Raw genomic sequence first — 22,806 nt, 5'->3', positions numbered from 1 at the left:
TTATGATAGGCTGTTTTTACACAATTTTTAATTATTAAGTCACGCGCTACAAGCGTGACTGGAATTTTACATGAGAATCATACCGACCAAGATTGCCAATATCATCTATCCAAAAGACCTACCCAATGGCTTATTCACCAGCTTAATTATCGCCTGTTTGCTGCTAGGGCTGGCATCATTACGTAACGGTACTGATTTACAAGGCTGGCTCAATGTCATCGAAAACTGGCTGTTGATGCTGTTGATATTTCCGACCGCCACCGCCACTGTAGCCTTACCATTTAAATATCGAGATCCGACATTAGAGTTAAAGCTCATGTATTATCTCGGTATGTTTGTTGCCTTCTTATTTACTGTGGCAAAATTACGCTACTGGCGCTAATACTATCAGTGATAGCACACCCAAAGAGCCTTTATGTAGAAGACTTATGTGACAAGCCTTGAATTTCAAGACCAAAGCGTCCATTGTATGACTAAGATAGTTTTACCCGTATTACTGTAAAACAATAATGTTGCGACGCGCGATTTTTCTTGCAAGTATTAGACGGGACAATGAGGAACCAATTCATGCCATACGATATCGATAATGATATAGAAGTAGATAACGAAAGTACGGATCAATTTGCAGGATTTGCCAAAGAGACTACCCTTGAGTTGGTAGAGGCAGAAGATGGTCGCTTATTGTTACGTGACGCGGAACAAGACGAAGCGCCGCTGATGACCATTGATTTTTCTGAAAAGCTTAAAGAGCTGCTCGGTAGTGATACCCAAGCGATAGGTCAGCATATGATTCATGCGGCGATTCAGGTCATTATGCAAAAGCAGATGAGCCAATGGCATGCGCATGTTTATGACAAAGAGCCGACGCACTATAGTTAGTGATGAGCTGGGTTGCTGTTAAGCTGGCTAGTAGTAGTCAATTAAAATAGTTATCATAAAAAGTAGCAAGCATAAAAAAGGGTATATCAATTGATATACCCTTTTTTTTCAAATAACTTATTTATAGGAAGTATTTATGAAAATATATTCTATAAATTATAGCAGTTATTTGATTTTAGCTTCTTTAAACATCACGTGCTGACGAATTTTTGGATCGAATTTCTTCATTTCCATTTTGCCAGGCATAGTGCGTTTGTTTTTAGTAGTGGTGTAGTAATACCCAGTACCAGCTGTTGATACTAATTTAATTTTATCTCTCATGATAGCTTTCCTGTAAATGAGGGGTCTTCAAACGATAGGTACGGATCTAAAATATTAAGTAACTACAAATATAATGATGTAGTAGAAAAGCAGCTTAAATGACGAAAATTATCGAGACATTAAGCTGCCAGTCGTTACTTATACTTTTTGACCTTGTGCGCGCATATCTGCTAACACTTTATCGATACCAAGTTTGTCAATAGTGCGCATACCTTTGGTAGACACACGTAGACGTACAAAACGATTTTCAGACTCTACCCAAAAACGATGGTTATGAAGGTTTGGTAGAAAGCGACGACGGGTTTTGTTGTTTGCGTGCGAAACATTATTACCCACCATAGGGCGCTTTCCAGTCACTTGGCAAACTCGAGACATGGCGAACTCCTAATCTATGAGGTATGAGTTTTTCTCATACCAGTCTGGGCAAGTTGCACGTTTTTGCGGCATGGACACAGCAAGCGGCAGCTTTGCACCAAACAAAACTATATGAATGTTGAGTTGATATTGCTGTTATCTAAAGGCAAATAACAAGCGTACCAATTCAGAAAATTTTAAAGCCGACATTTATACCATAAAAGCGATGAATACTCAAATATTTTTATGATTATTGTCGATCTAAAGGATGGCTATTATACCCTGAAATTCGCTGTCTATGTTGTTGATTATTTAATAGTAAAGATTAATTTTTAGTTGTAAGTTATAACAAAAGTCAGTAAAGTTGCTGTTATATATTTAATACAATCTGTTAATACAACGGGTATTAATGTAAATCTATGTATCATTACCAATCTATTATGATTCTGTGTAATGATTTTCGCTTATTTGTTCGAATAAATTACTGCTGACGCGGAGTCCAAAAAATGTCATATAGCTCATTGCCTTTTACCTCTAAACTGTTTCAGCTCACTTCTTTGACTTGTGCTTTAGCATTGGCAGGCTGCGGTGGCGGCGGTGACGGTGATACCGTAGATTCTGTTGCACCGGCGCCTGATTTGGGTATCACGCAACCTGGTACTGGTGGTAATGGTAATACTGGTGGTGGCGAACAAGTGCCAGACGTCGAGCCAGACTTCTTTATCCAAAAACTGAGCACAGCGCCTACTATTATTGAGTTGTCTGATGAGCAAGCAGCCTTTAGCGTTACGGTTAAAGCTGTTGAAAAAGTATCTGGTGGAGCGATGGTTGGTAAAGCCGTGACTCTAAAAGTAGTGGATTCTGAAAATAACGGTATCACTATCGAAGGTCAAAGCACCCAAACCACGGACAATGATGGCAATGCAGTATATGCATTAAAGCTCAATCCGCAAGCAGTTGCTGATAAAGATGACCTGATAAAAAATGGTTTTACGTTAGTAGCGACTGCTAAGAAAGCAGATGGCACTGCGGTTGCACCGCAAGAGCTAAAAGTTTCAGTCAGCAAAAAAGGTAGTGGTGACGGTACCCAAGTTATCGAAAGTGAGCTTGATATCAGTACTTCGTTAACTACGAGCTCGGTCTCCAATAACGTTTTAAACGTATATGGTGATACGGCAACCCTTAGTGTTATTGCCAAAAATAGTAAAGGTGCTCGCGTCAAAGATGTAGCGGTTGGCTTAGGTATTGCCAACGTCAAAGGAATTGCTATCGTTGGCGGTAGTACCAAAGTTACTGATGATAACGGTCTAGCGACATTTACAATTCAAGTTGATGATAAATTATCAGTCGCTGACCGTACAGCGCTAGTAGGTAAAGCGATCGCTTATGCTATCAATATTGCAGAAGAAAGTGGCGCTACTAAAGAAACTAAAGGTGAATTCAAAGCAGCGCTTCCTGTCTCTGATTATGCTTTAACAGTGACTGGTAGCTCTAGTCGTCTTAGTGCTTATGGCGACAGTCAAACTATTGCTATTACTGCTACTGCTAAAAATTCTAAAGTACCGACAGCTATCAGTGGGTCGACAGCTACCATTAAACTTAATGATGAATTGACTGGCGTGAGCCTAAGCTCTAACAAAGTGACTTTTAATGCTCAAGGGCAAGCCAATGTGACCTTGAACGTTGATGCGACTGTGAGTGAGGCTGACCGCAAAACTCTTATCAAAGACGGTATTAGCTATACGGTTGTCTTAACTGAGCCTAATCGTTCATCAACCTCAAAAACAGCTTCTAGCATAGTTTATCTACCTACTGCAGAATATAAAATTAACTTTAATGAAAGCAACAAGAAAGAACTATCAAGCTCAGGTGGTAGTGCTGTTATTAGTTTCCGTGTTAATAATAGTCGCGGCGGTATCATTGCAGGTCAGAAAGTTACAGCAAGCTTGCCCAAGGACTTAGCTAATGCTGGTCTATTAACGCTACAGAATAACTCTGAGCAAATAACAGATAGTAAAGGTGAAGTTAGCTACACAGTAAGAGTGCCTAACAACTTGACAGAAGATCAGAAACTACAGTTAGAAAAAGCGACAGCATTTGCTTTAACAGCAAGCATCATAGAATCTTCAGGAGTACCGAGCTCTGTCAGTAGCGAAAAGATTCGTATTGGCTCAGACATAGGTCAGAGCGATATCCAATTATCAGCACAAAGCTTACCTACGACGGTTAGCGCGCTAGCAGAACAGTTCAAACTGCAAGTTTCTGGTAAACGTAAGAACGGTAGTGCAGCAGTGGGTCGTACAGTCAAAGTAGTGTTAGATCAAAGTACAAGTACTGGAATTACTATTATCGGTAATGAGCTTATTACTGATAGTAGTGGAATAGCAGAATTTAGTATTGGCATCAGCAAAAGCTTAACGCCAACGCAACGTGAAAATTTGATAAAGTCGGGAATTGGTTATACAGCGGTAATAACGGACGAGGATGGCACTCAGTCTAGGTTGCCAGGAAATATCAAAGTTGCGCAGCCAGCAACCAGTATTCAGTTTGCATCTATTGCGACACCATCTATCAGTGAGCTAGGTGGTAACGGTAATATCAGTGTTAAGCTGACGACTAAAGGTAGCAACGTTAAGCCGGTTTCAGATAAAGAAATTACTATTCAATTGGGGGCCAAGGCACTTAGTTATGGAGTCACTGTCACACAGTCGGCGATGACTGACTTCAATGGTGATGCCTTATTTGCGGTTAATATACCAAGTGATCTAACAGCCGCTGAACGTACCGACCTTAAAAATACTGGTATTAATTATCAATTGTCTTATGTTGAAAACGGTATTGTCTATAACTCTGCAGCCACAAAAGTCACCATTATCACTCCAGTGGTCACTCTAAATATTCTGAATGCTACCAATAATATTAACAGCCAAGCAGGCTATATCCTCAATAACGTTGGTAGTAATTCTAGCATACAAGCCCAGTTGAATGACCAGTCTTCTGGTGAGCAAATTGCAAGTCAGCCTGTTAAATTGACCTTTTCTAATAAACAACTGGCCAGTTTGTTGACCGTGAATGGTCAAATTGGATCATCAACTATTACTGCAAGTACAACTGCTACTGGCCTTGTTAGTTTTAATGTGGTGGTACCAGCCAACTTGACAGATGCGCAAAAAGAGACGCTTGGAAAGCAAGTATTAACAGCTACTTTGACAGAAACACTGACTGGAAAACAACAGCAAGTTAAAATCAAAGTCCAGTCGATGACATCGGCCATTTCTCTATTAGCTAACCCAGTAGATGCTTTAAACCTAAATGGTGGTCAAACACAGATTGAAGTAGTAGCAAAAGACAGTAAAGGTAATATTATCACTGGACAAAACATTTTCCTTTCATTACCAGCTTCTATCGCTAGCAAAGGAGTTACCTTAATATCTGGTAGTCAAACCACTGATAACTCAGGTAAAGCTGTATTTACTATCGCCGTATCAAATAACTTAACTGATGCACAAAAGATTGAGTTAGATGAAGGTTTTGTGGTGGCATTATCAGCAGCTGATAGTAGTGGAAATATTGTGACGCAGACGAGTACTGTCCGTACTACTGTACCAACTAGTACGACTGAAAGTCTTACTATTGGTGCAAATAAAGTCGTTAATACCAAAGGTGATACTTTTAAAGTATTTGTTCGTTTAGAGAATGAAGATGGCGCTGTTGCCAATCGTGAAGTAAGTTTAAATGTTGATGATCCTTTAAGAACAGGCGTTAGTGTCTCTAATGGGACTGCGAATACTAACAGTGATGGTGTGGCGACATTCAACCTGACACTTGAAAGTGGTGCTAATGTTAATCAAGCAATTTTAGCAGATGGCATTCGTTTAACGGCGACCACAACGACTGCTGAAAATGTCAAATTGGAGCAAAACTACATCGTTGCAGTCGATACGGCTACGATTGATAGTTATCAGCTAATAGCATCTTCGGATAAACCTACTTTAAACACTGGTGGCGATCAAACTAATGCCACTTTCCGTGTGACCGACAGTAAAGGTGGTATCTTAGCAGGGGTGCCTGTACAGCTGAATATCGAAGCTTTAGAAGCAAGTGGAGCGGCTTTAACTACACCAAGCATGGTAACTACTGATGCTAATGGTCAGATCGATATTGGCGTCATCTTAGCAGCCAATTCTATCAATTCACGTCTAAATCATAGCGTAGTAATCAATGCCAAAATCGTCACGCCACAATATGATGCAGATGGCAAAGTCAGCATGCAAGTACGTGAAGAGAAATCATTAAGCCTATCAGCTATCGGTACAGAAATTACTATTACAGCTACAGACGCTAATCTAAAAGATGGCGCATCTACTACTATCACGACCACATTAGTAGATGGTGCGGGACGTGCTATTGCCAATGCTGATATGGAGTTAGTCGACGCGAACGGTGATATTATCCATTCTAGTGCGACTGCTACTAGTAATGTAGATGGTAAAGCAGTATTTAATATCAACGAAGCTGATTTGAATTTTGATAATAACGGTAACTTACGTATTTTTGCCAGAGCCACTGGTGAGCGTGCACTAGTTGCACAGCGTAGTACTAGCAGTCTTGATTTGGTTAAAGTATCACAAGCAGGTATTAGTTTCATTAATATTGAAGATGTCTATGATGTCAATGCGGCACAAAATATTAATGTACAAATCCGTACTGACTCTCCAGCCCAAGCGACTGCGCTTATTGGTAAGATTGTAGAGGTACAAACAACGATTGGTACATTTGCTAACAATAACGTGATTGTTACTCAAGCAATCACTGCAGGAAATATTCAAGGCAATATTATTACTGTCCCTGTGGTACTAACGTCTACGCTTGCCGGTACAACGGTATTACAGGCAACTGTGCTGGGTGAAATGACTAACGGTGCGCTTAAGTATCAAACCACAGTTGATACCCGTTTTAGAGCCACTACACCTGCGAAGATGCTGTTTCAAGCAGTGAAATCAGTCATCACACCCGGCAGTAGCACAGAAGTTGTTGCTACGGTTAAAGACAAAAATGATGTGCCAGTAGAAGGGCAAACGGTTGTATTCAGTCGTGCTGCAGATTCATCAGCTGGCCGCTTATCTGCTGCTACCGCAGTTACAAACAGCAAAGGCGAGGCGCGTGTGGTATATCAAGCCAATGCCAGCTCACCTATCGGTGGCGTGATTATTAATGCTCGCTTATTAAACGACAATGCCAGCATTGGCACCAAAACAACTAATATTACGGTATCGAAAGAAGCGGTTTATACAACCTTAGCGTTTAGTAATGTCTTATCTACTGATAATATTTATTACACGGTTCGCGGTTCAATATCTGTTATGGATGGCTCAGGGCGCGCGGTACCAAATAAAGAAGTATCGATCAAATCTTATGCTATTGAATATGCTCAAGGTAAAGTTTGTTTGCTTGATAGCAATGTGACTTATCAAGCGGCCAATACTACAGACGCCGATGGTAATGTGAATACACCTGAACCTATAACTTTTGCAGAATTAGTTCCTGTACTGCAGAAGACGGATTGGATTATTAGTGAAGACAGTCCTGAATATAACTATACTTTAGATAGTGATGAAGATGTGAATAGCAACAATAGTCTTGATGCTATCAATCCCGTAGCAATTATTGGTGGCACACTATCTGATGACGGTTATTCATTCGTGACTGATGAAGAAGGTCGTGCAGACTTTGAGATTCGCTATCCAATTCGTTATTCAAGCTGGGTAAAAGTGCGTTTTGAGGCTTCTACTTTCTTGAATGGCAGTGAAAATACTCAAAGTATTAACTATTCTCTACCATATTTGGCAAGTGACTTGAGAGTAGAGGATCCAAACTTATTCTCTCCTTGGATTGGTGATACCAGTCCGTTTGGTGATGCTGGTGTGGTGTGTGTAAACAGTTTGAGTGTGAATATTAATGCCGAGAAAAATACATCTAAAATAGTATTATCTCCTTATCAAACAAGTTACTCTGTGTCTATTAATGGCGTAATTCCAACGACAACAGCACAAGGCTATAACAGCTTTATTGTAGACTTCAATCAAGCATTTGATTTGGGTTCTACAATAGGTGTTAACAGTAACGGTTCAGGATTTTCTAGAAATATTACAATCGAATAAACCACACTTTAGTAGGTAGTCTGCTCAATCACATACTACTATCAAGCAAAAACCCCTAACCCTGCGTTGGGGGTTTTCATATTTATAACCTCAATAACGAAATACAACCAACTCAATCAGCAAAGTTAGGTAAAAGCGATTAGAATAGTCGGTTTCCTATGCTAATGACCGTATTGAAAGTCAGTAGCAAGTTTAATTTTTTGATTGGGCGCACTATGTCAGACACTGCAACGATTACTTCAGTAAAAAACTCATCTCATAAACTATCTCATAAACTATCTAATAACCTGTCTAACAAGACGACAATCGATACTGCCACGCTATTGATTAAATGCCGTGACCAAGCTGGTATCGTGCAAGCGGTATCTGAGTTTATCCATCGCTATGGCGCTAATATTATCACTCTCGATCAGTATTCAACTGCTCATGAGGGTGGTCAATATTTTATGCGTTTAGAGTTTGCTTTGGCAGGATTGAGCGAGATTATTGAGAATTTTGAAGCCAGTTTTGCGCATACGGTAGCCAAGCGCCATAACATGGCTTGGCGTTTACATGATAATGCGATTAAGACGAAAGTTGGTATTTTAGTATCAAAGTTTGATCATGCATTGTTGGATTTGTTATGGCGGCATCAGCGAGGTTTACTTGATTGCGAGATTACCTCTGTTGTTAGTAATCACGAAGACTTGCGTCAAGCGGTAGAAAATTTCGGTATTACTTTCCATCATGTGCCAGTGACCAAAGACAATAAATCAGAGGCAGAAGAGCAAATTCATACGTTGATGGAAGGCAATGATTTGCTAGTGTTGGCGCGTTATATGCAGATATTGTCGTCTGATTTTGTCAAGCGTTGGCCGATGCAAGTCATCAATATTCACCATTCATTTTTGCCTGCATTTGTGGGAGCTGACCCTTATCGTCAGGCTTATGATAAAGGTGTGAAACTCATTGGCGCGACTGCGCATTACGTCACCGCTGAGCTTGATCAAGGCCCTATCATTGAGCAAGATGTACACCGAGTCACTCACCGTCAAGGTGTGGCCGAGCTGCGCGCTATTGGTCGTGATATCGAGCGCAATGTCTTAGCACGCGCCGTGAACTGGCATGTACAAAACCGCGTGATTGTAGCGGGTAATAAAACCGTGGTTTTTAATTAGCCTTTAATTAGAGCGATTTCAAATTGACAAGTGCTGGTTAACAGAAGGTTAAAAAAAGCCGTGAGTATTATTCATCAATACTCACGGCTTTTTTCTAGACCTATTGTTGTTGCAGCGCTGATTTTATATCAGCATCTCTAACACAAACTTGCTGCCTACAAAGCCAATGGCTAATAGGATAAAAGCATAGATAGTCATATTGGCGGCACGTTTGCCCCGCCATCCAGCACGCCAATTACCGACCAGTAGCGCCCCAAACAATAACCAAGACAGAAGGCTAAACACGGTCTTATGCACAATATGCTGCGCCATCAAATCCTCTACATAGATAAAGCCAATGCCCAATGCGATACTTAGTAGGACAAAACCGACCAATAGCATATCGAATAATAGACTCTCCATACTTTGTAGTGACGGTAGTTTATTCACCCAAAAACGATGAATAGAGTGGTGCTTGAGTTCGCGTATTTGTAGGCGTAAAAATAGCGCTTGCACCGCTGCCATCAGCAGCACACAATAGGCGGCAAGTGATAGTAATATATGAGCTTCAAGCCCAATACTGATATTTGTAATGGGTTGATAAGGCGCACGGCCAATATAGCCAATTGTCAACCCTAGCAATGCTGTTGGCGCTGCCAGTATGCCCAGACTGACGATAGGGCGATACAAACAAAATAAAAAATAGAAGAACAAAAAGAATAAGCTGATTAGACTAATGATATTAAAAAGATTAAAGTTTAGCCCGTAAAGCGTAACAACATAAGGATAAAGTAGCGCCGCATGCGCGAGCATGCCGACCATCAATAATCCCAAACTGATGCCTTTATGGATAGGCTTATCCCGAGTCAGTGCCCAACTAAGGTAAGCGCTGACTAAGATATAGGCTAGGCTAGCAAGTAAGAATGCAAAGTGCACAGATATAATGCCTCATCTCATACTGAGCGCAAAATAGCCGCTCAATTTAATGCTAAAGTGGTATTATCGGAATGATTAGAATAATCGTCCAATTTATCATAAAATGGGTGCCAATTGAGCACCAACTTGCTTATTCCTTATAAATGCTTGGCCAAGTTTGCTTGAATAAGCGCTCATATGCCTAGCTTGTAAAGCGATTGTCTATAAGTCATAAAGCGCCGCGCCAAGCTTTGGTAATGCTGTATTTGCAAAATCATTATAATTTTGGCGTCGTCTTGGTGCTATAGTGTTGATAATATACTGTTTTTTATCATTGTTTTTATGAAGATACGATTAAATACTTTACAGTATTCCCTAAGAATATTTATCCGCTATTTGAGCTGAAGCCAGTTTCACTAAGCATTATTTTAAGTAAGCATTATTTTAAGTAAGCATTATTTTAAGTAAGCATTATTTTAAGTAAGCATTATTTTAAGTAAGCATTATTTTAAGTAAGCATTATTTTAAGTAAATATTGTTTTCACCAAGAATTACTTTAACTGAGAGTTATTTATGTTTGATACCTTAACAGAACGCTTATCGTCGAGTCTGCGCAATATTGTCGGGACTGGGCAACTGACCGAAGACAATATCAAAGACACCTTGCGTGAAGTGCGCATGGCATTGTTAGAGGCGGATGTGGCGCTACCGGTCACCCGTGATTTTGTGAAGCGCGTCAAAGAGCAAGCGCTTGGTGCAGAAGTGCTGAAAGAGTTGGCACCGGGTCAAGCATTTGTCAAAATTGTCCATGACGAGCTGACCGAAATGATGGGCAGTGCCAATCAGCAGCTTGAGATGACGGGTAAACCGCCAGTTGTTTATCTACTAGCTGGCTTGCAAGGGGCGGGTAAAACCACCACGGCCGGTAAATTGGCGAAGTTTTTACAAGAGCGTCATAAGAAAAAGGTGATGCTAGTCTCTGCTGACGTTTACCGTCCGGCAGCGATTGCCCAGCTTGAGCAAGTGGCAGGTCAGGTGAATGCCAAATTCGTCAATTCAACTAGCGACGAAAACCCGATTGATATCGCTCGACGCGCTATTGAAGAAGCGAAAATCCAGTATCAAGATATTTTAATTATCGATACCGCTGGTCGCTTGGCTATTGATGAAGCGATGATGGAGGAGATCAAAGCATTAACTGCTGCGGTTAATCCTTCTGAAACCTTATTCGTCGTCGATGCGATGACCGGTCAAGATGCGGCCAATACTGCCAAAGCCTTTAACGATGCGCTGCCATTAACGGGTGTTATCCTGACTAAAACGGATGGTGATGCTCGCGGCGGTGCAGCACTGTCTGTACGCGCGATCACTGGTAAGCCGATTAAGTTCTTAGGTCGCGGTGAAAAACTAGACGCGCTAGAGCTGTTCCATCCAGAGCGTATCGCCCAGCGTATTCTTGGCATGGGTGACGTCTTAAGCCTAGTCGAAGAAGTTGAACAAAAAATCGATCGTGATAAAGCCGAAAAAATGGCGAAAAAGATGCAAAAGGGCGGCGAGTTCGACCTTGAAGATCTATTGACTCAGTTCCAGCAAATGAAAAGTATGGGCGGTATGGCAGGCTTTTTGGATAAGATGCCAGGTATGGGCGGCTCTGACATGCAAAAAGCGGTTGAAGATGCTAAGCCAGAAGAAAAAGTGCGTGAAATGGAAGCACTGATTAATTCAATGACGCCTTTTGAGCGTAAAAACCCTGATAAGATTAACCCAAGCCGTAAACGCCGTATTGCCGCAGGTTCAGGTCGCGAGATTCAAGACGTCAATCGTTTGCTCAAGCAGCACAAGCAAATGGCAAAAATGATGAAAATGATCTCCAAGCCTGAAGGCATCAGTAAGATGATGAAATCGATGCAAGGATTGATGGGCGGCGGCAGTGGAGCAGGTGGCGGCGGTCCTTTATTCGGTGGCGGTCAACAAGGCGGCGCTAAAGACGTGAACCCACAGCAGATGGCCAAACAGATGGGTCTGGATCCAAACAATATGCCAAGTACCGAAGAGATGCAAAAGCAAATGGCGGAGATGCAAAACCAAGCGCCGAAGGGCTTCAAAAAACGTTTTTAAATAGTTGTTGATTAAATAAGTAGTTGTTAATAAAACCCCCAAGGTGCCAGTCGCTTTGGGGGTTTTCATGTCTGTCATACTTAAATGAATATCGATGGATTAAGTATGAAAATTTTGAAATTAATAAAATTTGCCCATCCTAAATGCTATGATAGGCGCTGTTTTATAATACCAAGCGAATAAGCCGAGGTTATGATGTTTTTAGCAATGGATACCGTGTTCGATCAGTGTTCGATCGCGATTTTAGATGTCAGTGGTCAAGTGCTATCGAGTCATACTGAGACGGGTAAACGCCAGCAAACGCAGCAAATCCTGCCGATGATTGATGCGGCATTGTCCGAAGCTAAGCTCAATCTTGCTGATATAAAAGCATTGATATTCAACCGTGGCCCTGGTGCATTTAGCGGTATACGCATTAATACGGCAGTCGTGCAAGCATTGTCTGTTGCTCATGACATTCCTTGTGTGGGTGTCTCAAGCCTACAAGCGATTGCTCAATGTGCGTATCAGAAATACGGTCAGACCGACGTTTATAGCGCCCTTGACGCCCGTATGCAGCAAGTTTATTTTGGGCAATATGCTGCAACAAATGACCTGATGCAGGCGGTTAATCAAGAAAATGGCGAAGATACCGAGCAGTTGCTCGATTATGACAGCCAGACGATGCTTAATATTCCTATCGCTGGTAATGGTGCATCGCTATTAGCATTACGTGACGGTCAGATAATTCAGGCAGATATTCACCCTGACGCTACTGTGATAGGGCAGCTTGGTATTGCTCAGTTCATGGCGACAGGTGGTACAGAAGCCTCACAAGCTTTACCAAAGTATCTTCGCAATCAAGCGTGGAAGACGCTAAAAGAGCAAGGTAAGGCGTAACCATCATATTAATGCCAGCCATTATCAGCGCTATATAACATATAACAATACTCTAAAAACGCTATTAACCAACCGGTCCGTATCTAGGAAAGCCATCGTGGATATCATTTTATTAATTCAAGCTGTCATCATGGGTATCGTTGAAGGTATCACTGAATTTTTACCCATCTCTAGCACTGGCTACTTGATTTTATCAGCCGATTTGATGGGCTTTTGGACCAAAGAAAAAGTCGATTTGTTTGTGGTAGTCGTGCAGCTTGGCGCTATTTTGGCGGTCATTTATGACTATTGGGGCAGACTGTGGCAAGCACTGATGGGCTTACTGACCGGTAAAGCAGAAGGTATGAGTAATCCAAGACAGCTAGGACTTAGCTTAATTGTGGCGACTATTCCAGTGATGATCGTTGGTTTTACCTTCGCTGACGAAATCAAAGCGTATTTGTTTAACCCTATTGTGGTAGCGATTATGCTGATTATCGGTGGTCTGCTGATATTCTATGTCGAAAATCGCCCTAAAGCGATTATTGCGCAAGAAGCAGAAGACGTTAGTCTAAAAACAGCATTGATGATTGGTCTGCTGCAATGTCTGGCATTGATACCGGGGACATCACGTTCAGGTGCCACTATTATCGGTGCATTATGGCTCGGTGTCTCGCGTAAAGCTTCCGCTGAGTTTTCCTTCTTTTTGGGTATTCCGGTCATCGTCGGTGCAGCACTATTAGATTTGCTCAAGCATCATGATGTATTGACCAATAGCGAGGATTGGCTGGTATTAGGTATAGGTACGGTGGTGTCATTTATCGTCGCCTTACTCTGTATCCGTTTGCTAGTAGAATGGGTCAGTCGTCGTGATTTTAAAATCTTTGCATGGTTACGCATTATTACTGGCATCATTGTATTAATAGCGGCTTGGGGTTTTGGTTATCAAATGGCAGGCTAGAGCCGATTGTAGGATTGGGTCTATAAGCCGCGAATAGGAAAGTAGAGATGACCGCTTCATGCCAAGGGTTCAAAGAGAGTAGTAACATTATGCACTGCCAACTATACTATGTCAGCGAGTCGCAGCATAGTCAGGTTGCAGATATACAAGCGTTGATAATCGCACATCAGCTGCCCATTATTTTACACCTTGAGCTGTTTACCGATAAGCTTAGTCAAAAACGTCGCCAGCAGTTAAGCCAGACAGCTACCCAACCTATCTTGTTGTTGGATGAAAAAAATAAGCTATCATGGCTGAGCGATGGGTTAAGCGTTGCACCAGAATGGGATAAGCTGCAACGCCGTGTGGTGAGTGCGGGGCGTAAGTCTGAGTTATTATTACAAGCAGTCAAAATCACATCTGACAGTCATGTTATTGATGCCACAGCAGGCTTTGGTCATGACAGTTTGATATTAGCCAGTACGGGTGCACAGGTCATTATGCTCGAGCAACAGCCCTTGATGGCATTGTTATTGTTAGTAGAGCAGCAGCGTATGAGTGGGCTAGCAAATTGGCAAAAGCTGATGAGTCGTCTCTATATTATCAATACCGATGCGCTTGGCTATTTTGCAACTCTAGCAGCGGATACGATAGATGACACTAAAGAAATCGATATGAAAGCAGTCGATGTGGTGTATCTGGATCCTATGTTTCCGGAAGACAGTTATCAAGATAGCAAAACGGGTAAAGGCGCTAAAGTGGGTAAGCACATGCAAGCCTTACACCAATTGGCTAGCCCACCAACGCTAGAACAAGAAGAACAGTTGCTACAAAGTGCGCAAGCAGTCATCCGTCAAAAGGGACAGAACACAAACACACAGGGGCGCGTGGTCGTTAAGCGTCCGCAATTTGCACCGTTACTTGCGCATCAACAACCAAGTGAGAGCTGGCATAACGAAGCCGTACGCTTTGATGGTTATTTTATTTAATAGCCATTTTTTATGATAATGACTGTGCTTAGCTATTGAACTCAGTTATTGAGCTTAGAGTGCGCAGTTAGCAACTCCATATTTATAAAATTTAGAGTGATTGAATTTAGGAGCAGGGAATGTCGACGCTAATTATTTGGATCATGGGTGCAGGATTATTATTAATAAATATCATGTTGCGCACCCGAATATTAAGGCTAGAAGCCCGTTTAAAAGAGTTCAGTCGTCCTGAAGATTATGTGGCATTTTTGCGTCAACAAGCCGCACAAAAAGACAAAATCCCTGCCATTAAAGCCTTACGTAAACAATATCCTGAGCTGTCGCTCATCGAGGCCAACAAATTGTGGCAACAAATCCAGTAGCTCGCCAATGTATTAATAATTCAATGTAATAGCACTTTATATAAGAGCTGCCGAAAAAGTAGGCAAACACGCACAAAAAAACCTTCTATTAATGATAATAAAAAGCCATGACATTTAACGACAAACTACAAGCCTACCTACAGCTGACGCGCTTTGATAAACCAGTAGGTATTGAGCTATTATTATGGCCAACGCTATGGGGCGTAATGCTGGCAGCGATGGGTCAAGCGCAACAGCAAGGTGCAAGTGCAGGTCTACCAAGTCTTAAGATGTTGGTGATTTTTGCGTTGGGCGCAATTTTTATGCGGGCGGCAGGTTGCGCGATTAATGATTTTGCCGATCGTAAGGTCGATGGTCATGTGACCCGCACCAAAGGACGTCCATTAGCTGATGGGCGTCTGTCTGCTAAAGAAGCAATCGCTGCTTTTTTAGTATTGGTATTACTCAGCGCCAGTTTGCTGTTCTTTTTGCCGATAGCTGTATTTTACTGGTCGCTTGGGGCAGTGTTATTGGCATTCATTTATCCATTTATGAAGCGTTTTACCCATTTGCCGCAGGTGTTTTTAGCAGCGGCTTTTGGTTGGGCGATACCGATGGCGTATGTGGCGATACAAGGCGCGCCTGATATCTGGTGTTGGCTGTTATTTGTCGCTTATATGTGTTGGACCGTGGCTTATGATACCCAATATGCTATGGCTGACCGTGAGGATGATTTAAAAATTGGGGTCAAATCAACGGCGATATTATTTGGTCGCTATGATGTGATTATTATCTCGCTGCTACAAACATTGTTTTTGCTTATCATGGGCGCGGTCATTTGGCATTACTTTGCACCGACAAGCTTAGGCCTGACGCCAGTATTTGGCTTGGCGTTAGTGGCGATGATGTTTGCTAAGCAAAATAGCGCTTGTGCTACTCGTAATGCAAGAGCCTGTTTTCAGGCGTTTTTAGCCAATATATGGGTAGGGCGTTACGTCTTTGCTCTCATCGCAATCGCTTGCCTATGGACGACTTTTAATGGATAACTTCAAAAAGCTCTCAAAGTCAAAAGCGAAAAAATCTTCTGATGCCAATGCACCTGTTATCGATTATCAAGCAAAGTTAGCTGAGCACGGATTAACACGCGAACAAGTGATCGCCACCGAGCGTAAATTGGCTAAGTTTGCTAATACGATGGATTCGCTGGTACGTGTGCCTTTTACCAAACAAGGCATGGGTGCAGATGCGGCGCTTTCGACGATTCCGCTGGCAGGAGATTTAGCAGGACTGGCTTTAACCAGCTATGCTTTTGTATTAGGGCGTCAGCTAGGTGTGCCAGCGCATAAAATGACGCCTGCGGTCAGACTGGCACTCATTGATATGGTCGTTGGTATCGTACCGGGTATTGGCACGCTGCTCGATATTTTTATTCGCCCCAGTCGTAAGACTTTAGGCATCGTGCATGAGCATCTGCACGATGAATATGGCATTACTGAAACGATGCATATGGATCGACCATTTTTACATCAATCGCTAGAAGACAAACAGCGTAGCCGTTTTGGCGCTTTTTGGCACAATCCTATCATTGCATGGCTGTATTTGCACATTCCTGATCTGTTGGGATTGATCGTTATTGTAGTGATTGGTTGGGGACTGTGGGCAGTAATCAGTTGGCTGGTTAGTCTGTTTGGCAAAGTAACTGGATTTGGCTAGAGAAAAGTTAATAGCATTAAAAAGGCGGCAAATATCATAAATATTTGCCGCCTTTTTAATGCTTAAGAGATTTCTTTTATGTAAATTTTCAAAGGTTCTAAGCTGTATTTTTTAATCAGTTACTCAGTGATGACTTCTGCTTCGGCACTGACTGCATCAAAGCTAGTAATTTTGTTATTTTGGACAAGGTCGATAGTACCACCACCAGCATGACTGACCAGTTCGATGCTGCCATCGCTTGATCGATAAGTTGGGTTATTGCCTTGACCTTCAGGTGCACTTAGTGTCATTTTTGGTTTATTAGGTAGGTTAATGATAGCGTTGAGTACGCCTGCTGCTGAGGTTTCAAAAACGACCGAGAGTGATTCACCAGCCGCATTTTTATAACGGACATCAGTAATTTGCGCGCCTTTAATGGCTTGTTCTGGATTTGGTGCTGGGGCAGTATTGTTTGCTGCCGAGTCTGTTGCACCAAGGTCATTTTCTAGCTCAGTTAAGCTTACATCTTGTTCTGAGCTTACTTCAGAATTTGCGATATCATCACCATTATCAGCGGTCGTATCAACATTAATATTGGTAGTCACGGGTGTGGTTTGTACTGCCGCTTCAGAGATTGTTTCGTTATCTGTCTCAGGCTCTGGTGTTTTTTGGCAAGCACTCAATAGTGAAAGACTTAAAAAAATAGCAGAAATCGCCTGAAAATAGGGTTTTGATTTTGCAATTGTAAGAGCATCGATTTTCATAATCATACGGCTATCCATTGGCAGAGTTTTTGTTCAAATATAGTGAACGACGTAGACTTATTTATCCCTCACAGTCAAGTATGACCGTCATTTGTTATTGTTATCAATTTCTTGCTTACTATCTACAGGCATTACTTATTTCAGTTTTAGATTGTCGGCCGCCATACCGCTTTCTTTATAGACGTCATCTAAGTATCGACGGCTGGCAAGTAGCTTGTCTACAACGCCACTTTGACTTTGGATATTGAGCTTTTGAGAAAAGTCTAAAATCGAGTTTAATTGATCTAATACCATGTCATAGCTGGTATTTTGTTTGTCGGTATCGATAATGACTGTTTTGGCATAATGTTGATCGAGGCTAAGGTAGTCGCCCATCAATTCTGGAACACGTGTGGTGATGAGTTTATTGAGGGTAAATAGCTGTGATTCAGTGATTTCTTCATGATGGGTAGACTCATATTGTTGTCCAATATCATCCATCACAGATCGAAACGCCTTAGGTACTTGCTCGTCATAAAGTAGCTTGATAAAAGGATGTCGAGCTGAAAAATTAATCATGCTGAGCCCATTAGCTCGCTCATGATTTACCTCGTTGTTTACCGCCATATCTGCTTTAGACTGGGTAGCGACAAGATTCGCAGAAGCCAAGTATTCTTGATGCCGCTGTATAGAAGCAATCTGTGTGTGCTTAGACTTTTCTTTCATCACAAAAAATATGGGCACAATAACAATTAGGCTAAGCAAAATGAGTAAGGTAAAAAAAGACATGTCGGGGCTCTGTCATAAAAAATGCTATTTATTAAAAAAAAGTTTTTAGATTACAATATAACATGCTTGTGTTATGTTAAGGCAAAATAGTGGTCGATAAAAGTTGTATCTCGCTACTGTTTATCTCGCTATTATGTATCTTACGACTATATATTTTACGACTATATATTTTACGACTAAGTGCTTGCCTATTTCTAATTAAGGAAGATGATGAATAATGACACGATTACGAAGAGTCAGCTAGCCGCTTATAAACCAACTACTGCTTATGTCGGGACTTCTTGGGCGGTGATGTTGGTGGGTGTCCTAGCGTATTTACTTGGCTTATGGAATGCACAGAGTATGTTATTAAATGAAAAAGGCTATTATATAGCGGTGCTGGCGCTAGGTCTTTATTCAGCAATTAGTTTGCAAAAAACCCTTCGTGATCGTAGTGAAGGTATTCCAACAACCAATATGTATTATCTAATCAGCTGGGCGGCTCTTGGATTATCCATTGCGCTAATCGCTATTGGTTTGATGAATGCGGGAAGTTTAAGCTTAAGTGAAAAAGGCTTTTATATGATGGCATTTACCATGAGTTTATTTGCTGCAGTGACCATTCAAAAAAACACCCGTGACGAAGCACAGATTCGGACTTTAACTGCACCAATGATTACGACTGATACTCAAAGTAGTACTAAAATTGGTCATCAAGAGTCCCGCGACTCTGACACTGGAAAATCACTTTTTGGCGCGGTTAAATCTAGAATGGAAGGCAGTGATTAAACCTTTAACTAAAAATTTCAAGTAAGCGGTGTTTGTAAACGCGTACGATTTGGTGACAGGCGCGCAAGCATCGCTGTTGATAAGGGGGCAAATGCTCCTAACATCATATCTGTTAGCGCTTCAGCACATATTGGTGCGATGGCATACCCCTTAGCTCCCATGGCACTCATTACCCAAGTTCGTTTACTATCTGCTAGCGCTCCAACGATAGGATGGTAATCAGGCGTTTGCGTGCGAATCCCCGCCCGTCCTTGCCACAAACTAATATCTGTTGGAATAATCGAGTCCATCTCGGGAATGGCAGTCACTAGTTTATCGCGGCTAATCTGATGCTCTTCTGTGCGGATATCTATGTCAGTATCATTACGTATAAAGCTTGCGCCTAATAAAAACTGAGAGTGCTGTTCTACAACATCGTTCAATTGTGCATCGCCTGTTTGCGCGGTAAATAACGCACAGTAACCGCTGTATTTAAGCGGTATTTTGGGCAATATGGTGAGCTGCTCGGTTGTGGGCGTAAACCAAGAAAGCTGACCACGAATTTTACGACAATCAAAAATACGCTTGTCCATTTGATGACTCTCAAAAGCTGCGCAAATGACCACATTATCAGCGCTAATGGATATCGTCTGCTTATCCTGATTATTGCCTTCGATACAAACACTTTCTTCTGTTTCGCTAATACTCTTAACGTCTACTTGCTGAAAGTGGATGAGCGGATGCATTAGGATAGTATCTTTTAATGCTTGCGGATTGACCAAGCCAGACTGCGGTAAATACAAATTCTCTGATAAATCTTGTGTTTTTAACCCGCTGACAGTTTGCGCCTGCTCATGGGATAGTGTGGTGGCCATCTCATCGGGGTAATCAGCGATTTGCTCTGTGCCAATATTGGCTTTCATAAGCAGATCAAGAGCACCCGTTGGTTCAAGTATTGGCACTAATGCTGATTTTTTAGCGTCTACACTTAAGCATCGATATAGCCTGCTGCTATAGAGATAGCCTATGGTATGCAAATGTTCATCGACATGATGAATGGGCGTCATCTTGGGCGCGAGCAGAGCACGAGGGTTACCTGATGCGCCTGACAAAGGTGCTGATTTATCTAGCAAAGTCACTTGAATACCACGATTGGCCAATGACCAAGCCGTTAATAGCCCCGAAACGCCAGCGCCAATGACAATGTTATGGGCGGGCAGGTTGTCAGTGGGTTTGGCAGATTGGCTATCGTTGTCGGGCGCGGCGATGCTAGCATTATTGTAAGAGGTGATGTCTTTACTATTGTGGCCATTATTGTTGTCAGTTAAATTTATGGTATCTAGCATGATTGCTGTTAGCATTTCGTTCTTACGACCAAAGCCTTTCACTTTTTTAATCTGAAAGCCGCAATCTTGCAGCGCACGTTTGACGATACCGGCACAGCTATAGGTGGCGGCAGTTGTATTGGGTCGTGATAAACGCTGTATTTGTGCAAAAATACTATCCGCCCACAAGGTACTATTGCAAGAGGGCGCAAAACCATCTAAAAACCAAGCGTCAACATAAGGTGCATGCGAGCTAGAAGAGTTACTTGATAGTTTGGCTAAGCTCTCAGCTGCGTCACCAAACCATATATCAACGGTCAAATTATCATCAAAGAAACTCAAACGATGACAGCCCGCGATAAGAGGCGGATAGGCCGCTAATAATAGCTTTATTAGTGTTGTCAATTCAGGCGCGCGCTGTCCCCATAAGGCAAGTATTTGGGTAAGGTCGGTAAGGGGTATCGGGAACTTTTCAGTGGTAATAAAATGCAGTTTTGCAGTTGCTAATTGAGGGTGTATATCCCGCAGCTGTCGCCATAGCTGCCATGTAGCGAGAAAATTCAGTCCAGTACCAAAGCCCAATTCAGCAATCGTAAAGCATTGCTTTGGTGCAAGATTGGTCAGTCGTTCAGGCAATTGATTGTGCGCCAAAAACACATGACGCGATTCCGCTAAACCATCAGCATTTGAGAAGTAAACATCACCAAACTCACCCGATACAGGCACTTTATTACCCGTATCATCCATCTGCCAATCAATCTTGGCAGGGGTGATATTTGATGAGTGAATGCTTAGTGACTGAGTGTTTTTAGAGGATGTCGACGATGTATCAGTATCTTTTGATTCGAACGTGGATTTAGACATAGACAGTCACATAAGATAAATCAATAAAAAGCGCGTGGTACTAGTTACCAGCGTTCACGGCGGATTACCAGCGTTCACGGCGGACAAACACTAACCAAGAAATAAAAATACCGACCAGTAAGCTAATTAAGACAGTAAATGCACCGTATAAAAAAAGCTGACCTTTGCTCTCGTAGACCAAAACATTTACTTGAGTTTGCAAGTCATTCAACTCGCGCTGCAACTGTGCATTACGGCTTAATAGCTGCTGATTGGCATCGGATAACGCCTTATCAGATGGTTGTAATTGCGCCGCCAATGTATCGCTGATATTCATCACTGAGCTTTTTGTTGGTTGAGCGGTCGATATTGGTTGCGCTGGCACGGGTGTCGTGAGTGTTGGATCAGCCACATTGATAGCCGTCACCGTCGGCGCAGCCTGTACTGAAACAGTAGCCATAAAAATCATACTAACAATGCTACGCTGATAAGAGCGACTTTTTAACAAAGATAGGCACTGAATCACGATTTTGCTACTTTAACTGATGCGCTGTCATCCGCTTTTGGCAATGTATGGATAAAGGGTTTGATATCTACGTGACTGTACACGCCATCACGTAAGTAAGGCTCATCGTTTGCCCATGATTGCGCTGCTTCTGCAGAGTCAAAGTCAGCAATGATTAGGCTGCCTGACATCTCGCCTTTGCCATGCTCGATAGGTGTTGGACCAGCGATAATCAGTCTATTGTCATGATCTAAAGCTTGCAAGCGTTCGACATGTTCAGCGCGGGTAATCTGACGTTGTGCGCTGCTATTGGCCACGTCATGACCAATAATGGCAAATAAGGACATGAGACTTCCTCGATTGATAAAAATTATGATTGATTTAAAGTGTTTTGCTTAATGTGCCCGAGCTAATTGCGATTAATGATTGTCGCTATTGGCATTTAGAAATAGCATTGGCTCTATTATAAAATGATAAATTGAGTATTATTTGACGGTTTTATCGGTGAGCGCAGGGTTGAGGTGCTTTTTTAATACGGCAAACTGGGCGATGACGAATACCAACATAATCGGAATCCAGCCATAAGTTTTAAAGTTAATCCATGCCTCATCTGACATCGTAAACGCTGTGATATAATGCAGTATGCCCATAAAGGCGAAGAATAGTGCCCAAGCGAGAGTGAGTTTTCTCCAACCACTCATCGTCAGCAAAAAAACATCTTTCATCGCCAGTTGCATCAGTGGCTTATTAATCGCAGCACTGACTAAAAGTGTTAGTGCAAAGATACCGTTGATAATGGGTGACTTCCAACGAAGATAGATATCATCACGCAATAATAAAGTACCACCACAAAACAAAATGGTTAATAGTAAGACAACCCATTGCTGTTTATCAAACGTGCCTTTCTGGCGAATAAAATGAATGGCATAAACGATGATGGTGGCGATGAGCAACGCACCTGCCCCCGCTAGGATACCACTGTAGCGAGCAGCAATAAAAAAGGCAATTAAAGGAATAAAATCTAATAAAGCTTTCATAGCAAAGGGGATGTCCGACAAAAACGTATGGGGTAGTTTACACGTCTACTGCGCCAAAAAAAAGCAATCAACACGATAATCATGCTATATCACAGGCCTGCGTAGCAATATCT

Annotated in this window: 21 protein-coding genes; 12 read left to right on the top strand and 9 right to left on the bottom strand. The window is 42.0% G+C overall.

The window, feature by feature from the left end:
• Positions 1-70: 70 nt before the first annotated feature.
• Together ACT3S4_RS02830 and ACT3S4_RS02825 are read left to right on the top strand one after the other, a co-directional pair.
• Entirely contained in the window at positions 71-382 is a 312-nt protein-coding gene (locus ACT3S4_RS02830) for a hypothetical protein (protein ID WP_045444243.1), read from the top strand.
• Between the two features lie 185 nt (positions 383-567).
• Positions 568-879: a hypothetical protein gene (locus tag ACT3S4_RS02825; protein ID WP_045444246.1), complete on the top strand. Its 312-nt coding sequence runs from the start codon at positions 568-570 to the stop codon at positions 877-879.
• Between the two features lie 165 nt (positions 880-1,044).
• Here ACT3S4_RS02825 and rpmG read toward each other — a convergent pair whose 3' ends face one another.
• Complete coding sequence (gene rpmG / locus ACT3S4_RS02820; protein ID WP_045444249.1) at positions 1,045-1,200, bottom strand: 50S ribosomal protein L33; 156 nt, start codon at positions 1,198-1,200, stop codon at positions 1,045-1,047.
• Positions 1,201-1,338: 138 nt separating this feature from the next.
• Positions 1,339-1,575, bottom strand: a complete 237-nt coding sequence (gene rpmB / locus ACT3S4_RS02815) for a 50S ribosomal protein L28 (protein ID WP_010201401.1) — start codon at positions 1,573-1,575, stop codon at positions 1,339-1,341.
• Between the two features lie 485 nt (positions 1,576-2,060).
• Here rpmB and ACT3S4_RS02810 point away from each other — a divergent pair, with 485 nt between their 5' ends.
• Entirely contained in the window at positions 2,061-7,715 is a 5,655-nt protein-coding gene (locus ACT3S4_RS02810; protein ID WP_444760406.1) for a beta strand repeat-containing protein, read from the top strand.
• A gap of 215 nt (positions 7,716-7,930) precedes the next feature.
• Positions 7,931-8,872 carry a formyltetrahydrofolate deformylase gene (gene purU / locus ACT3S4_RS02805; RefSeq protein ID WP_444760405.1) on the top strand — a complete coding sequence of 314 codons (942 nt, stop codon included), beginning with the start codon at positions 7,931-7,933 and terminating at the stop codon, positions 8,870-8,872.
• A gap of 123 nt (positions 8,873-8,995) precedes the next feature.
• Here purU and ACT3S4_RS02800 read toward each other — a convergent pair whose 3' ends face one another.
• Positions 8,996-9,787: a cytochrome C assembly family protein gene (locus tag ACT3S4_RS02800; RefSeq protein ID WP_314884478.1), complete on the bottom strand. Its 792-nt coding sequence runs from the start codon at positions 9,785-9,787 to the stop codon at positions 8,996-8,998.
• Positions 9,788-10,339: 552 nt separating this feature from the next.
• Here ACT3S4_RS02800 and ffh point away from each other — a divergent pair.
• The 7 genes from ffh (at position 10,340) to ACT3S4_RS02765 (ending at position 16,725) form a co-directional block, all read left to right on the top strand.
• Positions 10,340-11,884, top strand: a complete 1,545-nt coding sequence (gene ffh / locus ACT3S4_RS02795; protein WP_444760404.1) for a signal recognition particle protein — start codon at positions 10,340-10,342, stop codon at positions 11,882-11,884.
• Between the two features lie 195 nt (positions 11,885-12,079).
• Positions 12,080-12,763, top strand: coding sequence for a tRNA (adenosine(37)-N6)-threonylcarbamoyltransferase complex dimerization subunit type 1 TsaB (gene tsaB, locus ACT3S4_RS02790; RefSeq protein ID WP_444760469.1), 684 nt, complete (start codon positions 12,080-12,082; stop codon positions 12,761-12,763).
• Positions 12,764-12,860: 97 nt separating this feature from the next.
• A complete protein-coding gene (locus ACT3S4_RS02785; protein ID WP_444760403.1) occupies positions 12,861-13,703 on the top strand; it encodes an undecaprenyl-diphosphate phosphatase in 843 nt (280 codons plus the stop codon).
• 47 nt (positions 13,704-13,750) lie between these two features.
• Positions 13,751-14,671, top strand: a complete 921-nt coding sequence (locus ACT3S4_RS02780; RefSeq protein WP_444760402.1) for a class I SAM-dependent methyltransferase — start codon at positions 13,751-13,753, stop codon at positions 14,669-14,671.
• 119 nt (positions 14,672-14,790) lie between these two features.
• Positions 14,791-15,033 carry a hypothetical protein gene (locus tag ACT3S4_RS02775; RefSeq protein WP_087815087.1) on the top strand — a complete coding sequence of 81 codons (243 nt, stop codon included), beginning with the start codon at positions 14,791-14,793 and terminating at the stop codon, positions 15,031-15,033.
• Between the two features lie 107 nt (positions 15,034-15,140).
• Positions 15,141-16,058 (top strand): 4-hydroxybenzoate octaprenyltransferase, encoded by a 918-nt coding sequence (ubiA, locus tag ACT3S4_RS02770; protein WP_296241841.1) that lies wholly within the window; start codon positions 15,141-15,143, stop codon positions 16,056-16,058.
• Positions 16,051-16,725, top strand: coding sequence for a DUF4112 domain-containing protein (locus tag ACT3S4_RS02765; RefSeq protein WP_227676601.1), 675 nt, complete (start codon positions 16,051-16,053; stop codon positions 16,723-16,725). The genes ubiA and ACT3S4_RS02765 overlap by 8 nt, the downstream gene beginning before the upstream one ends.
• 119 nt (positions 16,726-16,844) lie before the next feature.
• Here the strand turns inward: ACT3S4_RS02765 and ACT3S4_RS02760 are convergent, their stop codons facing one another.
• On the bottom strand, positions 16,845-17,474 hold the full coding sequence (locus ACT3S4_RS02760) for a hypothetical protein (RefSeq protein WP_444760401.1): 630 nt from the start codon (positions 17,472-17,474) through the stop codon (positions 16,845-16,847).
• A 129-nt stretch (positions 17,475-17,603) separates the two neighbouring features.
• Positions 17,604-18,236: a hypothetical protein gene (locus ACT3S4_RS02755; RefSeq protein ID WP_444760400.1), complete on the bottom strand. Its 633-nt coding sequence runs from the start codon at positions 18,234-18,236 to the stop codon at positions 17,604-17,606.
• Between the two features lie 210 nt (positions 18,237-18,446).
• On the opposite strand from ACT3S4_RS02755, the gene yiaA reads away from it, so the two are divergent.
• Entirely contained in the window at positions 18,447-19,004 is a 558-nt protein-coding gene (yiaA, locus tag ACT3S4_RS02750) for an inner membrane protein YiaA (protein ID WP_055124683.1), read from the top strand.
• A gap of 17 nt (positions 19,005-19,021) precedes the next feature.
• On the opposite strand, the gene mnmD is transcribed toward yiaA, so the two are convergent.
• From mnmD to ispZ, 4 genes are all read right to left on the bottom strand, one after another.
• On the bottom strand, positions 19,022-21,172 hold the full coding sequence (gene mnmD, locus ACT3S4_RS02745; protein WP_444760399.1) for a tRNA (5-methylaminomethyl-2-thiouridine)(34)-methyltransferase MnmD: 2,151 nt from the start codon (positions 21,170-21,172) through the stop codon (positions 19,022-19,024).
• Positions 21,173-21,236: 64 nt separating this feature from the next.
• Positions 21,237-21,611 carry a hypothetical protein gene (locus ACT3S4_RS02740; protein ID WP_444760398.1) on the bottom strand — a complete coding sequence of 125 codons (375 nt, stop codon included), beginning with the start codon at positions 21,609-21,611 and terminating at the stop codon, positions 21,237-21,239.
• A gap of 62 nt (positions 21,612-21,673) precedes the next feature.
• Entirely contained in the window at positions 21,674-22,003 is a 330-nt protein-coding gene (locus tag ACT3S4_RS02735; RefSeq protein WP_109589571.1) for a YciI family protein, read from the bottom strand.
• Positions 22,004-22,141: 138 nt separating this feature from the next.
• Entirely contained in the window at positions 22,142-22,693 is a 552-nt protein-coding gene (gene ispZ / locus ACT3S4_RS02730) for a septation protein IspZ (protein ID WP_444760397.1), read from the bottom strand.
• Positions 22,694-22,806: the final 113 nt, after the last annotated feature.

Source organism: Psychrobacter sp. AOP30-A2-5 (assembly GCF_052378115.1).
In the GTDB taxonomy this organism is placed as follows: Bacteria; Pseudomonadota; Gammaproteobacteria; order Pseudomonadales; family Moraxellaceae; genus Psychrobacter.
This window is presented reverse-complemented; position numbering and strand designations above follow the sequence as displayed.